This window comes from Mycolicibacter arupensis (assembly GCF_002086515.1).
Taxonomy (GTDB): domain Bacteria; phylum Actinomycetota; class Actinomycetes; order Mycobacteriales; family Mycobacteriaceae; genus Mycobacterium; species Mycobacterium arupense.
Genome location: NZ_MVHH01000121.1, coordinates 1 through 629 on the forward strand (window position 1 = coordinate 1; position 629 = coordinate 629).

General features: G+C 65.3%; 2 protein-coding genes. One reads left to right on the forward strand and one right to left on the reverse strand.

Annotated features, from left to right (window positions below):
* A partial coding sequence (locus tag BST15_RS20955; protein WP_133053210.1) for a MerR family DNA-binding transcriptional regulator occupies window positions 1-104 on the reverse strand: 104 nt, incomplete at its 3' end.
* Between the two features lie 135 nt (window positions 105-239).
* Between BST15_RS20955 and BST15_RS20960 the strand changes: the two genes are divergently transcribed.
* A complete protein-coding gene (locus BST15_RS20960) occupies window positions 240-530 on the forward strand; it encodes a DUF1490 family protein (protein ID WP_046189030.1) in 291 nt (96 codons plus the stop codon).
* The last annotated feature ends 99 nt before the right edge of the window (window positions 531-629 follow it).

Below are 629 nucleotides of genomic sequence, written 5' to 3' on the forward strand. Positions count from 1 at the left end.
CCGGACGGGGTGCGTGCCGGCGGCGGTAGTAGCCCCGAGTCCTCGTAGAAACGAATGGTTTTCGCGCTGGTATTGCTGAGTTTCGCTAATTCACCGATCTGCATGGCACCCATCCTTGACCTTCCAGCGTAGTGGAGGGTCAAGGATGGGTTGTATCGCCACACGGCGAGGCCGCCACACAGCAAGAGCGTCAGGCACTTCACCGTTCGGCGGGAAACGATAGGAAGGGAGTGCAAGCAATGGCATGGCATGGATTCGTGGTGAAAGCGGCGCCCACGGTGGTGACCGGGGTGGTGGGGGTCGCAGCGTATGAGGCGGTGCGCACGGTGGTGGCGAAGGCTCCGCTGCGTCAGGCAACCGTCACGGTGACCGCGTGGGGCATCCGCGCGGCCCGCGAGGCGCAACGCAAGGCCGAACACGGCGCCGAGCAGGCTCGACTAACGGTCGCCGACGTGATGGCCGAGGCACGCGAGTCCGCCGGGGACGACATCGAACCGGGGACCGATTCAGGTGATGACCATGACCGTTGATGTCCTGCCGGCGGCCCACGCCACGCTGAGGGTGCTATCCAACGCAGCGGGGCGGATGCGGGTGCAGGTCACCGGATTTCGTGTCGATGCAATTCGGGC

What these genes read in the sequence shown, in the direction of transcription:
- BST15_RS20960 (WP_046189030.1), top strand. Translation starts at nt 240, where the DNA reads ATGGCATGGCATGGATTCGTGGTGAAAGCGGCGCCCACGGTGGTGACC.